General features: G+C 53.7%; 15 protein-coding genes. 8 read left to right on the top strand and 7 right to left on the bottom strand.

Annotated elements, in window-relative coordinates:
- The first annotated feature begins 79 nt into the window (after positions 1–79).
- A complete protein-coding gene (locus NNL35_RS09510) occupies positions 80–958 on the top strand; it encodes a LysR family transcriptional regulator (RefSeq protein ID WP_006676057.1) in 879 nt (292 codons plus the stop codon).
- A 43-nt stretch (positions 959–1,001) separates the two neighbouring features.
- Here NNL35_RS09510 and NNL35_RS09505 read toward each other — a convergent pair whose 3' ends face one another.
- The 3 genes from NNL35_RS09505 to NNL35_RS09495 form a co-directional block, all read right to left on the bottom strand.
- The gene (locus NNL35_RS09505; RefSeq protein ID WP_006676058.1) at positions 1,002–2,420 is read right to left on the bottom strand and encodes an MFS transporter; all 1,419 of its coding nucleotides are present in this window, start codon (positions 2,418–2,420) and stop codon (positions 1,002–1,004) included.
- Between the two features lie 212 nt (positions 2,421–2,632).
- Positions 2,633–2,875, bottom strand: coding sequence for a hypothetical protein (locus tag NNL35_RS09500; protein WP_006676059.1), 243 nt, complete (start codon positions 2,873–2,875; stop codon positions 2,633–2,635).
- Positions 2,876–2,878: 3 nt separating this feature from the next.
- The gene (locus NNL35_RS09495; protein ID WP_006676060.1) at positions 2,879–4,075 is read right to left on the bottom strand and encodes an NAD(P)/FAD-dependent oxidoreductase; all 1,197 of its coding nucleotides are present in this window, start codon (positions 4,073–4,075) and stop codon (positions 2,879–2,881) included.
- A 521-nt stretch (positions 4,076–4,596) separates the two neighbouring features.
- Between NNL35_RS09495 and NNL35_RS09490 the strand changes: the two genes are divergently transcribed.
- Positions 4,597–5,604, top strand: coding sequence for an NAD(P)/FAD-dependent oxidoreductase (locus NNL35_RS09490; protein ID WP_006676061.1), 1,008 nt, complete (start codon positions 4,597–4,599; stop codon positions 5,602–5,604).
- A gap of 400 nt (positions 5,605–6,004) precedes the next feature.
- Here the strand turns inward: NNL35_RS09490 and sda are convergent, their stop codons facing one another.
- Together sda and NNL35_RS09480 are read right to left on the bottom strand one after the other, a co-directional pair.
- Positions 6,005–6,154, bottom strand: a complete 150-nt coding sequence (gene sda, locus NNL35_RS09485; protein WP_006676062.1) for a sporulation histidine kinase inhibitor Sda — start codon at positions 6,152–6,154, stop codon at positions 6,005–6,007.
- Between the two features lie 293 nt (positions 6,155–6,447).
- A complete protein-coding gene (locus tag NNL35_RS09480; RefSeq protein ID WP_006676063.1) occupies positions 6,448–7,110 on the bottom strand; it encodes a YheC/YheD family protein in 663 nt (220 codons plus the stop codon).
- A gap of 251 nt (positions 7,111–7,361) precedes the next feature.
- Here NNL35_RS09480 and NNL35_RS09475 point away from each other — a divergent pair, with 251 nt between their 5' ends.
- The 4 genes from NNL35_RS09475 (at position 7,362) to NNL35_RS09460 (ending at position 10,468) form a co-directional block, all read left to right on the top strand.
- On the top strand, positions 7,362–7,568 hold the full coding sequence (locus NNL35_RS09475) for a hypothetical protein (RefSeq protein ID WP_006676064.1): 207 nt from the start codon (positions 7,362–7,364) through the stop codon (positions 7,566–7,568).
- A 111-nt stretch (positions 7,569–7,679) separates the two neighbouring features.
- On the top strand, positions 7,680–8,360 hold the full coding sequence (locus tag NNL35_RS09470; protein ID WP_006676065.1) for a response regulator transcription factor: 681 nt from the start codon (positions 7,680–7,682) through the stop codon (positions 8,358–8,360).
- Positions 8,357–9,757 (top strand): sensor histidine kinase, encoded by a 1,401-nt coding sequence (locus NNL35_RS09465; protein WP_006676066.1) that lies wholly within the window; start codon positions 8,357–8,359, stop codon positions 9,755–9,757. Before NNL35_RS09470 ends, NNL35_RS09465 begins: the two co-directional genes overlap by 4 nt.
- A 300-nt stretch (positions 9,758–10,057) precedes the next feature.
- The gene (locus NNL35_RS09460; RefSeq protein WP_006676067.1) at positions 10,058–10,468 is read left to right on the top strand and encodes a DUF2871 family protein; all 411 of its coding nucleotides are present in this window, start codon (positions 10,058–10,060) and stop codon (positions 10,466–10,468) included.
- Between the two features lie 518 nt (positions 10,469–10,986).
- Here the strand turns inward: NNL35_RS09460 and NNL35_RS09455 are convergent.
- Complete coding sequence (locus NNL35_RS09455) at positions 10,987–11,346, bottom strand: HesB/IscA family protein (RefSeq protein WP_006676068.1); 360 nt, start codon at positions 11,344–11,346, stop codon at positions 10,987–10,989.
- 400 nt (positions 11,347–11,746) lie between these two features.
- Here NNL35_RS09455 and mqnE point away from each other — a divergent pair, with 400 nt between their 5' ends.
- Positions 11,747–12,853 carry an aminofutalosine synthase MqnE gene (mqnE, locus tag NNL35_RS09450; protein ID WP_006676070.1) on the top strand — a complete coding sequence of 369 codons (1,107 nt, stop codon included), beginning with the start codon at positions 11,747–11,749 and terminating at the stop codon, positions 12,851–12,853.
- A 175-nt stretch (positions 12,854–13,028) separates the two neighbouring features.
- Positions 13,029–14,102, top strand: a complete 1,074-nt coding sequence (locus NNL35_RS09445; RefSeq protein WP_040730619.1) for an NAD(P)/FAD-dependent oxidoreductase — start codon at positions 13,029–13,031, stop codon at positions 14,100–14,102.
- 29 nt (positions 14,103–14,131) lie between these two features.
- On the opposite strand, the gene NNL35_RS09440 is transcribed toward NNL35_RS09445, so the two are convergent.
- Complete coding sequence (locus NNL35_RS09440; RefSeq protein WP_006676072.1) at positions 14,132–14,386, bottom strand: YuzB family protein; 255 nt, start codon at positions 14,384–14,386, stop codon at positions 14,132–14,134.
- Positions 14,387–14,426 lie beyond the last annotated feature (40 nt).

The following is a 14,426-nucleotide window of genomic DNA, read 5'->3' as shown; positions in this document are numbered from 1 at the left end:
CTGTATTTGCAATAAATGAAATATCGAACTTTTATTATTTTCGATAAGTTTTTTCGATGTCTGAAGCGAGGAGAATATAATGGAGGATAAAGATTGGATCATTTTGGAGACGCTGCACCACGAGCAGAACATTACCAAGGCCGCGGAGAAGCTTTATATTTCTCAGCCGGCACTAACGTACCGGATACAACAGCTGGAAAAAGAATTCGGCGTTAAAATCGTCAACCGGGGAAGAAGAGGCATTCAATTTACGCCTCAGGGGGAGCATCTCGTCAAATACGCCAAAGATATGCGCCTGCAGCTTCGTCAGACGAAGGAATTTTTGCGCAATATGGATAATAAGGTCACGGGAATTCTTCGCTTGGGTGTAGCCAGTAATATTGCGACCTATATTCTCCCCTCCATTCTGAAGCAATTTCTGGAGCAGTACCCGGACGTGGAAGTGAGGGTCATGACGGACTGGAGCTCGAATCTCGTTCATTCCGTCTACAGCCAGCATGTCCATATCGGCATGCTTCGGGGCGATTATGATTGGCCGGACGAGAAGCATTTAATGATGGAGGAGAACATTTGCATCGTCTCCAAGCACGAAATTCATCTTCAGGACCTGCCCAGCCTCCCGCGAATCAATTATAAAACAGAGCCTTCCCTGCAAAATACGATCGAACTGTGGTGGAAGGAGCGGTATTCGCTGCCTCCGAACATCGCGATGGAGGTGGACAAGATGGAGACCGGCAAAGAAATGGTGTTGAACGGGCTCGGATATGCCATATTGCCGACTATCGTGCTCGGCGGTCAGGAGGATTTATACACAATTAATTTGACCTCAAAGCATGGCGAGCCATGGAAGCGGAAGTCGTGGATGATTTACCGGAAAGAGTCGCTTAACTTGACGCTCATTAAGGAATTCGTGGATTTTATGAAAAGCAGAGACTTGGAAACGCCAAAAAGAAGATAGAGCGAAACCTGCGCGGCCTCTCTCTATCTTCTTCGCTTCCTGCTCAATCGTTCTTGGCCATCGCCGTTACCGCCCGGGTTCGCTCGTACGGTCTGAACTCTTCGCCGCTCTCTAACTCATCCAGACTGCGCCGGTTGGTGGCGGGACCGAAGCTCAAGGCAAGCGCCGAACCGATCCAGCACAGCGAGATGAAGGCGAATACGCTGAAGCTTCCGAACTCAATCAGCAGCAAGCTGATCAGCATCGGCCCGAGCACATTGGAGAACCGCCCCAACCCGTACGTTAACCCGTAGCCCGTCCCGCGAATCGATGTCGGATACATTTCAGACGTATACGTGTATAAATTGGAGGAATAGGTTCGCTCGATCAGGTTCACGAGGAAGCCGAACGCGATCAGGAACAGCGGATTGACGGTCATGCCGTACAAGAATACGGAAATCGCGATAAAGAGTGATGAGGCAACCAAGTTCCACTTTCGTTCATAGCGGTCGGAGATCATCGCGCCCAGCAAAGCTCCAAGCGGGGCACCGATCGTAATCAACGTGCTGTACAACAGCGATTTATCGAGCATAATCCCGTTCTGAACGAGCAGCGTCGGAACCCAGGATCCGAAGCCATAGAAGCCGAGTGTCTGGAAAATCCAGGCCATGGCGAGGATGAGCGTCCGGTTGCGGTATTTCCCCTTGAACAATTCGCGGTAGCCCTTGGCTTCCCTATGCGCTTGCGGCCGATAGGCAGGCTCCGGGACGGGAGGAAGCTCCCCTTTCTCGCGCCGCACCTGCTCTTCCACCTGCCGGACAATCGCCTCCGCTTTTGCCGTTTCTCCCCGGGCGACATGCCAGCGCGGAATTTCATGTAGCTGGCGCAGAAACCATACGCCAACGATACCCATCCCGCCCCAGATGAAGACGAATTTCCATCCGAAGGGGCCCAACCCGATAAGCAAGGTCGACACCCAGCCGGTAACCGGAATGCCCAGCAAGCCGACGACGAGCGCGATGCCCTGATATTTGCCTCGGGAAGCGGAAGGGAAAAACTCGCTGATATATGTGCTCGAATTGATCAAGGCAGCCGACACGCCCATGCCGGTCAAGAAGCGGAAGATTCCGAGGATTACCGGATTCCATGCCACAGCCGTAAGCATAGAGAACACGGAAAAAAATAAGGTCATCATCATAATGGCCCGCTTTCTTCCGTATCGGTCCGCGAACCATCCGCCAAATACCGAACCGATGAACATCCCGAGAAAAGAGCTGGATGTAATCCAGCCGATCTCGGTGACGGACATCCCCCACTCCTTTTTCAAAACCGGGGCAACGAAAGAAAACGTATTCAAATCCGCATATTCAAAAAAATAAATGATGGCCAGCGTCACTAACGTCTTGCGATGAATCGAACTGACAGGCAGCCGATCCAGGCGTCCAGATAAGTTGGCACCGCTTTCATTTGGCGTAATACGCAAACTGCTTCCACCTCCGAATAGGATTTCCGCCTCATGGGCAATCGAACAGATAAGGATGAGCTCATAGGCATCAGCTGATTGGTTACACTATAGCACGGACCATTGATATCAAAAAAAATAGTTGTTTTAAATCATTATCAATCAAAAATATTTATGTCTGGATAAAAAAAACGCCGCCGCATCGAACTGCGGCGACGGTGTCCCATCTTGAATCAATCTTCTTCATCCTGCAAAGAAGCCAAATATTCCGCCGTCATGCGATCCCGCATGCGGCCTTTTTCCTTCAGCCGTTCGATCGCCGGTTGAATGAGCAGATCGACTTCTTTTTGAACCGTATAGGCCAGATCGTGGCGGTTCTGCTGCTCCAGATATGATCCGACCTCCATCAAGGCGTTGTAGCGATCCAATTCGGGGCGGGTCAGCAGCCCGCGCACCTGCACGCTGCAATGACGCATCGCTTAGAAGAACTTTCCTTTGCGAAGCGCCAAGGAAATGCCGCCGATGATGAACAGCCAGCGAATATCGATCACTTTTTTCAGCTGTGCCGCCCAGAAGCCTTTCAGCTTCTTCGAGCCGACGACACCGATCGCTTCGCCTTTGCCCAAGGATGCTACCGTTCCTTTATTATGGAACTCGAATTTCTTGAGCGGTTGATTGCGAATGGAAGCCACGATATTGCTTGTACATACCGGACCTTGCTGCATCGCCATTTGCGCCGTCGGCGGGAATGGACGATCGTTCGCCGGGTTAATCATCAGCGAGTTGTCTCCGATAATAAAGATGTTGTCATGGCCAGGCGCTCTCAAATATTCATCCACCTTGACACGGCCGCGCATCGCTTCGAAGCCGGCTTGCTCGATGAGACGGTTGCCGCGGATGCCCCCGGTCCATACGACGGTGGACGCCTTGATCTCTTCGCCGGTCGCGAGCACGACGCCATCCGGCGTGCATTCCTTGATTGCGGTCGCCAGCTTGAAGGTTACGCCCTTCTTCTTCAGCACGTCCATCGCGTATTCGACCAGCTCCGGATCGAAGCCAGGGAGCGCTGTTGGCGCCGCTTCAATGTTATAAATATGGACCAGCTGCGGATCGACATCGAACTGCTTGCACAACTGCGGAACGCGATCGGACAATTCGCCTACGAACTCAATGCCGGTGAAGCCCGCTCCGCCGACGATGAAGTTCAGGCGCTCCTTCTTGCTCTCATCCTGCTTGAACAGAGCGAATTGATGCTCAATATGCTCGCGGATGACGCGAACCGAGTTGATGCTGCGAATGCTGAACGCATACTCGCCCAGACCCGGAATGCCAAATGTCTCCGGCTCGCCTCCCAGGCCGATGACCAAGTAATCAAAGGATAGCGTTCCGTCTTCCAAAATGACCTTCTTGTCTTGCACGCGGATTTCTTTGACGGTCGATTTGACGAAATCAATCTTGAACTCGTCGATCAGCTTGGAAATCGATACGCGCGCATTATCATAGGAGTCTGTACCGGCAGCAGGCATATGCAAATGAGTCGTGAAGTAATGGTAGTCATGTTTGTTGACCAGCGTTACATCCGCTTCATTGTAATTCAATTCTTTTTGCAGCCGCTGAGCTGCCATGATGCCACCGTAACCCGCGCCTAAAATGACGATTTTAGGTATGTTGCTCATCGTAATTTGCTCCTTCCAGTCGGGTAAATCAACTTGAGCCGACTCTGTGGACCCGCAGGAAAAGAATCGGCTGTGCTTCGACGCCCATTTATAATAAGTTGTAGTGGAAATGTGAAAATCCCCACAAAAAAAAACAAACGATTGCCTGCGCGATGTTGTATAAAAGAAGCGCCGCTGTGAATTGCATCATCGACAATTTATCGAACTTTGTATACAATCCACATGCAATGATATCGAGTTTCCAGCTAAAATACAAGCATCATTTTTACTTATTCCTAAATGAAAGCGTTTTATATGTTTGTTTTTTTTGGACTGTCAATTAATGGGTCGGAATTTTCGTGTTCTTCCTTCTTTCCTATATTGTACCACATTTCATTTGTGAAAACCGCTGACATGACTTGAAACATTTTCAAATGCATTGTTTCCTTCTCTCCGTACTAGGTTTATAATGGATAATGTGCCGGATTGCACAATGACCATGATCACGTGGTCAGACATCGTCATTTTGGAGGTGCTCTGCCTTGGATACACAGCCAGCTTCACAACAAGATATTGTAGATATTCTTATTATTGGTGGCGGTCCTGCCGGAATGTTTGCCGCCTTCTACGGCGGCATGCGCCAAGCATCCGTGCGGCTGCTTGAGAGCATGCCTCAATTAGGAGGACAGTTAGCAGCCCTGTACCCCGAGAAATACATTTACGACGTAGCCGGATTCCCGAAGGTTACGGCTCAGGAACTCGTCAATCAGCTCAAGCAGCAGATGGATCATTTCCACCCTGATGTGCGCTTGGAAGAGAAAGTGCTTAAGGTCGAGAAGCTCGACGAGCGCCTCTTCGCGATTACGACGGATAAGCAGGTCCATCACGCCAAGGCCGTGATCATCACCGCGGGCGTGGGCGCCTTCGAACCGCGCCGGCTCGAACTGCCGGAAGCCGCGCAGTACGAGAAGTCGAACCTGCACTATTTCGTCAGCGATCTGCATCAGTACAAAGGTCAGCGCGTGCTGATCAGCGGCGGCGGCGATTCCGCCGTAGACTGGGCCTTGATGCTGGAGCCGATCGCGGAGCAGGTGACCTTGATTCACCGCCGCGACAAATTCCGCGCCCATGAGCACAGCGTCGAGCAATTGATGAACTCCAAGGTGCAAGTGCTGACGCCGAAGGAGATTACCGCCCTGCACGGAAACGCGGGACGCGTGGAACGGGTGACCATCACCGATACGAAGAGCAAGGGCTCGATGGATATCGATGTCGATGCGGTCATCGTTAACTTCGGATTCGTATCCTCGTTGGGGCCGATTGCCGAATGGGGATTGAACATTGAAGGCGGATCGATTATCGTCGATACCCGGATGGAGACCAACATTCCAGGCATATTCTCGGCAGGCGATATTACGACATATCCCGGCAAGCTGAAATTGATTGCGGTCGGCTTCGGCGAAGCGCCAACAGCGGTGAACAACGCGAAGGTGTATATCGATCCGACGGCCAAGCTGTCCCCGGGCCACAGCAGCAACATGAAGATGTAAGCTGCCGGCCTGACGGCGGCATAACCTCGCAGATCGCGTACTCATTACGGCTTGTCATGAGAAAAGGAAAGAAAGGGTATCCTACTCCTATTCTGTATGTAACGGAGGAGGATACCCTTGTTTCATGTTTGTCCACTATGCAACGGCATAACCAGTCACATGCTTTTTCAATGTCCGAACTGTTTGAACCCAGCCGTCGACAGCGGCAAACTGGAAGATTATTATGGACCTTACTCTCCTTATTTCCAAGCGGAGGACGACCATGAGACGCTCCCGATCCATATCAAGGATCGTTCTAGCAGACGGCTGTGCGTGCATATCTTATATTGTGAGCACTGTAATACGTCCTCAACCGTCAATGGCCTGTCTTGGGAGTAAGGATCACGAATAACCGGCTATTCTATCTGCGCACCGGTTTATGGAAGAGGGTCGGATGCAGGCGGCGTTTCTGAATTTCGGCAAGCAGCAGCGCGATGAAGTCATCATCTAGACCTAGCTTGATTGCCTGCTCATAGGAATCCATAAGCAATTCATCGGAGAGCAAAGCCATCCTAATCACAACCTTTCCTAAAAGTTTCCTTAATGCCCCATCATCATATCATGGTGATTTCTCAGGAACAAGCGTTCCGTTATCCACAGCCACCTGTGGAAGATATGTGTTTAACTTGTTGATAACCGTCGAAAAAGGACTTGAATCATTGGGGATGATGTGGATAGCTTTATTCACATCTATTTTTGTTGAATTTTGGATAAAAATCTTTAATCATAATCTTGTTCATCCTAAATGAAATCTATCACTCTATTGGCCGTAAGCGCGGAAGCCGCCCGCTTCGCGAATGTTCGCTATTGCGGGCGCGTATTCACTTCAAAGATCCAGATATGTCCGGATTTGTCGATCCCGTAATCATAGCCGAGCTGGCTAATGCCAGGATACTTCCCCTCCAATATGCGGGTGCACATCCGCGAAATATGCATCATCTCCCGCTTCTTCGATCGGACCATCCGGCCGGACAAGGAGCGGCGAATGCCATCAGCCCCGCTGAGCTGCGTCCCGCCTCTGCATAGATTCGTCACGAAGAGGCCATGGCGCGCGAGCCTGCCGACGACGCCCCGGCAGATCCATCTTCCCCTCGTCTTCACGAATTTGACCCGGTAATCGATCGGTCTCCCGCTAATCGAAGCTAGCCGGATGCCGCGCTGAATAATGTACCTGCGCTTCTTCTTCACCGTGGAGAGCGAGCGGACCATCGCATCGAACCCGGTAAAGGAGCGCGTCTTCGACATATAGGTGTACGCATAATTTCCGTCTTCCAGGGTGACTTTGATGACGCCGGTTCCGCCGCCGCCCACGACCGGCTTGATGACGACAAATCCGTATTGGTTCAACATTTGATGCAAATTGGAGGTGTTGTACACCCTCGTGGCCGGGATATGATCCGCAACCTGCGAATGTCCAAGCAGCGCTTCCGTCTTCAGCCATTTGCTGGCCAACTGCCGTCCTTCCATGCGTCTATCCCCTTTCGTCTACGTGCTTCTCGTTTATACATACTCAATGTCGCCTGATGATTCTTGGATGATTGTCCACGGCGCGCGCCTTATTTTGGGAACATGCCCTCTCCGCTTCCGCTTCGTTCGTCCGAAGCGCTTCACATCGACACATTTCGCCGTCTCATCGGCTTGTCATTGCCGCATGCGGGATGGTATCGTATGGATAAGGTTGAGAGGGATTGCAATAATGAAGATGGGAGCGACTTTCCATGACGACGGCCGCCGTATTTGAAGTGCTGTATTGGATTGCCATTGTAGGCATGTCCGTGGTGCTGATTCTGGCCAATGCCGGAATATTGGCACTCGGTTTTCAATTTTGGAAAAAGCAACATCGCTTGCTTGGGACAGGATGCTGGTTATTTTCCTTATTTTGCTTTTATTTGATTGCGTTAATGATCGACAAAACGTTTTTGTAGCGAACAACGAGATCCTTGGAGCCGCCATTCGCGGTTCCAAGGATTTGCTATATGGAGAGCCGTCGTCTCCGTATTATGTGAAAATAATTACATTCAAGGTGGTGCCTACGGATGCGCATTCGAGTGCTTGTCGCGGACGACGATCCGCATATTCGCGCGCTGCTGCGCTTGATTCTCGAACGGGAGCAATATGAGGTAGTTGAGGCGGCTGACGGCCTGAAGGCTTCTCTACTGTTGGAAAAAGAAACGGTGCATATCGCCGTTGTCGATGTCATGATGCCCGGCGTGGACGGTTGGACGCTCTGCGCCGATATCCGCCGGCATTACGATATTCCGGTCATTTTGCTCACGGCCCGCGGAGAGCTGGAGGATAAGGCCGCCGGCTATGAAGCCGGTACCGACGATTATCTGGTAAAGCCGTTCGAGCCGAAGGAGCTTCTGTTCCGGATGAAGGCGCTCCTGCGGCGCTATCAGCTCGTCTCGGCCTCAACGATCCGCTTCCACGGCACGATCATCGACAGAGCGAGCTATCTGGTGACGACCGGCGGGCAGGAATGGACCTTGCCCCGCAAGGAATTCGAGCTGCTGGCGCAGCTGGCCGGCCATCCCGGAAGATTGTTCACGCGCGACCAGCTGCTCGATCAGATCTGGGGCGCCGACTTCACCGGCGACAGCCGGACCATCGATGTCCATATTAAGCGTCTGCGGGAGCGGCTGCATGAGGCAACAGATGACTTCCGCATCGTCACCATCCGGGGACTCGGCTATAAGCTGGAGGTTCGCGACGCATGAGATCCTTATATGCGACGATTGTGACCAGCTCCGTCGTCATTGTGCTGCTCAGCTTCGCGGTTGGCCTCCTGACGGCCAATCTGGCTTACAGCCATACGCTCAATCTCCATTATGAGGAGAAGATGCAGGATATCGGGCGTTCCATCACCTTTTTCGCCAAGGAATCGCCCCCGGACAAGCTCGCATCCTATATGGAGCATCTCTCCGGGATGGGGTACCAGCTCTATGTGTTCAACGAGGACGGGCAAGCGGCCGCATTCGGCCGCGCCTTCAAGGATGCCTCCTTGCCGGAGGGAGTCGTGCGGCGCGTGCTTGACGGCCAAGTATACAAGGGACTGCTGGAGAACAAGCAGCGGTGGTTCATCCCGAATATTTTCGAGAACAAGTTGGAGTTCAGTTACGGTCTCCTGCTGGAAGCGCAGGCCGGCCGCCATGCGCTGTTCATCCGCCCGGATATGGTGCAGCAGACAGAGGAGATCCGCCTGCTGCTGGCCGTGCTGCTGGCCGTAACCTTCGGCTTCAGCCTCGTGCTTATCGCCATCAAGTCCCGGTACATCGTCCGCCCGGTCAACCGGCTGGCGAAGGCAACCACCGAGCTCGAGCGCGGCCAATATGATGTGCGGCTTGACGTCCACCGCCAGGACGAGATCGGAGAACTGGCCCGCCGGTTCACGCGAATGGCCCAATCGATCGAGCAGGCGGACACGATGCGGAAGCAGTTCGTCGCCAACGTGTCCCATGAGATTCAGTCCCCGCTTACGTCAATTCGCGGGCTGGCCGTCCAATTGCTCGAACATCCGCTGCCTCCGGAAGAGGAACGCAACTATCTCCATATTATCGCGGTGGAGAGCGATCGCTTGTCCGGGCTCAGCCGGCAGCTGCTGACGCTCGCCTCGCTTGATCGCGGCCAGGAGGCGCTCAAGAGGGTAGCGTTCCGGCTTGATGAGCAGCTCCGGGAGCTGTTGATTACGCTCGAGCCCCAATGGTCGGAGAAGGAGCTGGAGCTCCATCTCGAGCTTGAGAAGACGGAGATGTCCGGCGATGCCGGCCTGCTCCATCAAGTGTGGATGAACCTGCTGGCCAATGCGATCAAGTTTACAGATACGGGCGGAGGCCTTTATGTACAATGTGGAATAAATGAGCATGGAAGCGCCGAGGTGGTCATTCGCGATACCGGCAAAGGCATCGCCGCGGAGGATCTTCCCTATATTTTCGACCGCTTCTACAAATCAAGCTCTCCGGAGCGGGGATCGCAGAGCGGAACCGGCCTCGGTCTCTCCATCGCCGAGCGCATCGTTCACTTGCACGGCGGATCGATTCGCGCCGCGAGCGCCGTCGGGGAAGGGACGGCGTTCACCGTTCTGCTGCCGGCCAAGCCTTCCGGCGCTTCCGCCTAGCGAGGCATGGCCTGTCCGGATCCTCGCAGGCAGCATTCCATACGGCGGCGCCGCGGCTCCGAGCCCCCGATTTTGTTACCTTCCGTTCATATTCCGTTCATACGAGGCAGTTACAATGTCTGGTAGAGACGCGAAAATACAAGCAGGGGACGGAGCCTGCTGCCCTCCCGTCAGAACAGCGCGAACGCAGAGTCGATAGGAGCTCCGGCAGCTTGCTCCCGCCTCGGCCGCTGCCCTGGGCAATCTGATGCCGGGCAGCAAGCAGCTCCCCCAAAATGACATGGAGAGAGGTAATGCACCATGAAAAAGCTGTATGTGACATCATTTATTTATGCTGTGCTCGGGCTATTAGCCGGTGTTTTTTTCAGAGAGTTCACCAAGTTGAACGGTTTTACGGACTATACGATGCTGAAGCCGCTGCATACCCATCTGCTCGTGCTCGGCTTCCTCTTCTTCCTCGTGCTCCTCATCCTGGCGCGCCTGTTCCGCGTGCACGAAGTCCGCTCGTTCACAGCGTGGTACTATGTGTACAATGCCGGCATGCTGATGACGATCGGCACGATGACAACGCGCGGCATCCTGCAGGTGCTCGGCCGGGACATGAACGGCCTGAACCATATGGCCGGACTGGGGCATGCGATTGTGGGCGCCGCCATCATCTGGCTCATGGTCCTGCTCGGCAAGACGCTCAAGGAGCCTGCGCGGCAATAGCGCTCTCCCCTTCCCCAATTCTGGGCCGACACGATGCGAAGAACCTCCAGCCCTTTTCACGGGAACTGGAGGTTTTTTATAAGAAAACTCCCTAGGCGCAGGCATTGCCCCCACGGAAGGCTAAGAGCAACTTTTTCCTTTTCATTTTTCAAGCGACTCGCTTCGTTTTGTGGATACCGTATCCGAAAGTGAAGTTGATGTTCGATAGTGATGGTATACGATCATAACGATTGGAAACGTTCCCGACGGGTGGCGTATACAAACCGCTATGTTATCGTATAAATAGAAAAGGAGCCGTGCGGTAACACGACTCCAGTGCAATAGCCGCTTCAAAGGCGGTGGCTGTGAAAAGTAGTAAAGGAATAGACCATTAACCTTTTCTGAGGGCGGTCTATTTCTTTTATGCAGGTATATCGCAAAATAGGCAGAACATCAGCAAACAAAAACCTCCCGTAACGGTAATGTAACGAATCTACCGCTAGAGAGGCCGTGATTAACCGTACTAATACGACGTGGCGTCAATCGTCACACTTCTCCGCCTTGCCCTGAGCAAGGGCGGTACGGAAGCTCGCGCCGCAGCCGCAGGTGGCGATGGCGTTCGGGTTGTCGATCGTGAAGCCGCCGGACATTCCCGACTCCTTATAGTCAATAACGAGTCCGTTCAAGAAAGGGATGCTCTCTTTGTCGACGACGACCTTCACCTGGCCGAAGGTCATATGCACGTCATCGGCGCTCTCCTGATCGTCCAGCCCCATGCCGTAAGAGAAGCCGCTGCAGCCGCCGGCATGCACGCCGATGCGCAGGAACAAAGCCGGATTCTCCTCCTGGGCCATCATTTCCTCTATTTTCTCAACCGCTTGATCGCTGATTGTAATCATTCTAATCCCTCCTTGTAGTATTAAGTATACCCATCCCATCGGATCGTTACAAGAGAACGATCTCCCGTTTCCCGCTATCCCGTATCATGTATTGCCCCTTCTGGAAGGCAAGAGTATAATGAAGGTGACTACGGAAGCTGTGATATGTTTCACTGAATCCTCCGACGGAATCAACATTTCGCCGAGGAGTTTTTATTTTGTTCGGAAATGGACCGCGCCGGCCCACCGGCTGGCGCACGACTGCTCGGCCGGGCAAGGCGGACGCGTGCCGAACGTCTGGCGGTAACCGGCCTATCGGATCCGATGCGCCGCTCCTGCGTTCGCGCAAGCGCCGAATGCAGTGCCCGCATCCGAATGCCAGTGATGGCCAGGAGCAGATGAATGAGAAGGAGGCCTGTGCATGACAACGGTCATCGCCCGTCATGCGGATACCCGCATGGCCGAAATAGTGGACAAGGTCGAGCGTGGGGAACGCTTGACGCTGGAAGACGGTGTATATTTGTATGAGACGGACGACTTGTTGACCTTGGGTCAATTGGCGAATCTCGCGAATTTGCGCAAGAATGGGAAGAAAGTATATTTCATCGAGAATATGTCTCTCTATTTTACCAACGTCTGCGAAGCGCACTGCGCCTTCTGCAATTTCCGCAAGGATCAGGGAGAAGAAGGATCGTACACGCTGTCGGGGCAGGAAATGATCGATTATGTCGACCAGCACATTCATCCGGGTGTAAGGGAATTCCACATCGTGGGCGGCCATAACCCGCATGTGCCGTTCCAATACTATGTCGATTCCTTGCGCGTGCTGAAGGAGAAATATCCGCAAGTCACGCTCAAAGCGTATACGGCTGCCGAAATCGACTTCTTCACCCGCATCAGCGGCTTGAGCATCGAAGAAGTGCTGCGCCAGCTGATGGACGCCGGTCTGGAGTCGCTGACGGGGGGCGGCGCGGAGATTCTATCGGATGAATACCGCAAGAAGATGCGCGTGGAGAAGGCCGGCGTCGACCGGTATCTGGAGGTGCACCGCACGGCGCACCAGTTGGGCATGAAGACGCACACCACGATGCTCTACGGCGCGATCGAATCGCATGAGGATCGGGTGCGCCACATGATGAGTATTCGTGAATTGCAGGACGAGACGAACGGTTTCCAGGTATTCATACCACTCTCGATGCAGCCGAAGAGTCCGAAAGCAAGCATCAAGCGGCGCAACTCCGCGTACGAGGACTTGAAGACGATCGCGATCAGCCGTCTCATGCTGGACAATATTCAGCATATCAAGGCGTATTTCATCAACATCGGCACGCAGTTGACCCAGGTCGCCCTCACCTTCGGCGCCTCCGACGTGCACGGCACGCTCGTCAAGGAACGGATCAGCCATGCCGCAGGCGCGCTGACGCCGGAAGGATTGACGCGCGACGAACTGATCTGGCTCGTGAAGGGCGCAGGCCGGATTCCGGTAGAGCGCGACACCTTCTACAATGAAGTGAAGGTATACGAATAGCCTGGGGTTTCAGGTCAAGCTTCGATTTTGGAGATAAGAACAGAGATAAATAGATAGAATAGACAGACATCAGTGCACGAGCAACCCGTTTTGTGGAGAGGAGCCATACGACGTAGGCGCTGTCGATGACGGCACTTTATCTATTATTCCGGCATCATAGGGGGAAGTCGAACGGATGAAACGATACGTCATATTAGGTGGCGGTTACGGAGGATTGGCCATTATTCAACGGTTGTTAGAAGGCGATCTGCCTTCTGACGTACAGCTTGTATTGATTGACCGCATGCCATACCAAGGATTGAAGACCGAGTACTACGCGCTGGCGGCCGGGACGGTTCCGGATATCGATATTCGCGTGTCCTTTCCGACCGATCCGCGCGTCCAGCTTCATTACGGCAATGTCCAAGCCATCGATTTGGACAATCGGCTCATTCATTTCGAGCATGATGATGCGATGGCATACGATTATTTGGCGATTGGCCTGGGCTGCACGGACAAGTTCCATGGCATCCCCGGCGCGGAGCAGTTCGGCTGCAGCATTCAATCGCTCTCCAGCACGAGACAGACCTATCAGCGCTTGAACGACGTAAAGCCATACGGGCAGGTCAGCATCGTCGGTGGCGGACTAAGCGGGGTCGAGACAGCGGCGGAATTGAGAGAGAGCCGTCCCGATCTGAACATCCGGATACTGGATCGGGGCGGACGGGTGCTGTCCGCCTTCCCGGAGAAGCTGTCCCGCTATGTGTCCGAATGGTTCCAGGAGCATGATGTGGAGCTCCGCTCGCATGTTCATGTCAGCCGCCTGGACAAGGGCGTCATCTATAACCGAACGGAGGACAAGGAAGAGGAGATTCTGTCTCACGCTACGGTATGGACCGCCGGCATACAGCCGGTAGAGGTCGTCCAGGCGCTTCAGGTGCCCAAAGATCCGCAAGGGCGCGTGCTGCTGAATGCGTACCATCAGATTCCGGATTATCCGAACGTATTCGTCGTGGGCGACTGCGCCAGCTTGCCGTTCTCCCCGAGCGCGCAAGCGGCCGGAGCCCAGGGAGAACAGATTGCCGATGTCATCAAGGCGATCTGGAAGAACGAGACGCCGCATCTGGGCAAAATCAAGCTCAAAGGCGTGCTCGGCTCCCTCGGCAAAAAGGCCGGCTTCGGCTTGCTCGGCAAGCGCACGATGGTCGGCTACGTTCCGCGCGTCATCAAGAGCGGCGTGCTGTGGATGTCCAAGCAGCATTTCGGATAACCCTTATACAAAGCATGGGAGCAGCGGCGTCAATCGGCGTCCGGCTGCTCCCATGCTTGTATTTCCCTAACTTGCTCCATAATCACATCATATAATTGCTCCGCGGTCTCCGCCGCCACAATCTCCCCGTTCACATACGCATATGGGAACAGGAAGCACTCTCCGCAGTTGCCGAGGCAGCCGTATTCGATCACATCGACCTCCGGAAGAGCGGCGAGCCGCTTCATCAACTGGTCCGTTCCCTGATGCACGTTATTCACGCATAACTCAATGATCGGACGCATAGATATTTCCCCGCTTTCATGTAGTGCCTTTGATTTCGAA

Origin of the sequence: Paenibacillus dendritiformis (assembly GCF_945605565.1) — a bacterium.
Lineage (GTDB): Bacteria > Bacillota > Bacilli > Paenibacillales > Paenibacillaceae > Paenibacillus_B > Paenibacillus_B dendritiformis_A.
This window is presented reverse-complemented; position numbering and strand designations above follow the sequence as displayed.

Bases quoted from the DNA above. Each gene is read 5' to 3' on its own strand.
- NNL35_RS09510 (WP_006676057.1), top strand. From the start codon at position 80: ATGGAGGATAAAGATTGGATCATTTTGGAGACGCTGCACCACGAGCAG.
- NNL35_RS09500 (WP_006676059.1), bottom strand. From the start codon at position 2,875: ATGCGTCATTGCAGCGTGCAGGTGCGCGGGCTGCTGACCCGCCCCGAA.
- NNL35_RS09495 (WP_006676060.1), bottom strand. From the start codon at position 4,075: ATGAGCAACATACCTAAAATCGTCATTTTAGGCGCGGGTTACGGTGGC.
- sda (WP_006676062.1), bottom strand. From the start codon at position 6,154: ATGGCTTTGCTCTCCGATGAATTGCTTATGGATTCCTATGAGCAGGCA.
- NNL35_RS09480 (WP_006676063.1), bottom strand. From the start codon at position 7,110: ATGGAAGGACGGCAGTTGGCCAGCAAATGGCTGAAGACGGAAGCGCTG.
- NNL35_RS09475 (WP_006676064.1), top strand. From the start codon at position 7,362: ATGACGACGGCCGCCGTATTTGAAGTGCTGTATTGGATTGCCATTGTA.
- NNL35_RS09470 (WP_006676065.1), top strand. From the start codon at position 7,680: ATGCGCATTCGAGTGCTTGTCGCGGACGACGATCCGCATATTCGCGCG.
- NNL35_RS09465 (WP_006676066.1), top strand. From the start codon at position 8,357: ATGAGATCCTTATATGCGACGATTGTGACCAGCTCCGTCGTCATTGTG.
- NNL35_RS09460 (WP_006676067.1), top strand. From the start codon at position 10,058: ATGAAAAAGCTGTATGTGACATCATTTATTTATGCTGTGCTCGGGCTA.
- NNL35_RS09455 (WP_006676068.1), bottom strand. From the start codon at position 11,346: ATGATTACAATCAGCGATCAAGCGGTTGAGAAAATAGAGGAAATGATG.
- mqnE (WP_006676070.1), top strand. From the start codon at position 11,747: ATGACAACGGTCATCGCCCGTCATGCGGATACCCGCATGGCCGAAATA.
- NNL35_RS09445 (WP_040730619.1), top strand. From the start codon at position 13,029: ATGAAACGATACGTCATATTAGGTGGCGGTTACGGAGGATTGGCCATT.
- NNL35_RS09440 (WP_006676072.1), bottom strand. From the start codon at position 14,386: ATGCGTCCGATCATTGAGTTATGCGTGAATAACGTGCATCAGGGAACG.